Source organism: Rhodococcus sp. LB1, assembly GCF_001583455.1.
GTDB lineage: Bacteria > Actinomycetota > Actinomycetes > Mycobacteriales > Mycobacteriaceae > Rhodococcus_F > Rhodococcus_F opacus.
In genome coordinates this window covers 14,601-15,561 of sequence record NZ_LTCZ01000027.1, presented here as the reverse complement: position 1 = coordinate 15,561, position 961 = coordinate 14,601, and the positions used below count along the sequence as shown (strand labels likewise).

Annotated in this window: 1 pseudogene; it reads right to left on the bottom strand. The window is 67.5% G+C overall.

Going from position 1 to position 961, the window contains the following annotated elements:
- Positions 1 to 961: pseudogene (locus tag AZG88_RS55250) on the bottom strand (cytochrome P450); the annotation flags it as partial.

The window sequence follows — 961 nt, the reverse complement described above, 5'->3', positions numbered from 1 at the left end:
CAGTGGTGGATGTCTTTCGCGCCGAAACCGAGATGCTTGCCTGCGTTCGCGCGGGTGATGTCGAACCGGCCCGGACCGTCGAAGATGCGTTCGTCGTGGTTCGCGGACAGGTACCACATGACGACCTTGTCCCCCGCCGCGATGTGGGCGCCGCCGAGCTCGGTGTCGACGGTCGCGGTGCGCCGCATGTAGGGCACCGGGGAGGCGTAGCGGATCACCTCGTCGATCGTGTTGTCGATGTGGCCGGCGAAATCGGCGAGCAGCAGTTCTCTCTGGTCGGGGTGCTCGGTGAGCAGATGCAGCGCCCAGGCCAATGCTTGCCGGGTGGTCTCGAAACCAGCCGTGATCAGCAGGATGACGAACGAACCGAACTCGGTCGGTGTGAGGGTCTCGCCGTCGACCACCGTCGACACCAGCCGGGACGTCAGATCCTCGCCGGGATCCGTCTTGCGTCGCTCGCCCAGCTCGAGGGCGTACCCGTAGATCTGGCCCAGGCCGGCCGCGCCGCCGGGTGCGGTGACGAACTCCTGATCACCACCTCCGGCGATGACGTCGGCCGCCGCGGCCAGGATCATCGGCCGGTCGCTCTCCGGGATCCCGAGCAACTCGCAGATCACCTGCACCGGCAACCGGGTCGCGACGTCGGGGACGAAGTCGAACTCGGCATCTCGGGGTAGGTCCGCGGCGATCTGCGCAGCGCAGCCGCGCACCCGCTCGGCGATGCCCCGCACCGAGGCCGCGGTGAACGCCGATTGCACGATGCCGCGCAGACGCCGGTGACGGGGGTCGTCCATGGCGATCATCGACATGGCGAACTCGAGGATCTCGACCGGGACGTCGTCGATGGTGAAGCCCTTGGCCGAGGAGAAGACCTCCGGGTTTCGGCTCACCGTCACCACGTCGTCGTATCCGACGACCGACCAGAAGCCCGGACCGGCTGTTTCCGTGTGGAACTCGATCG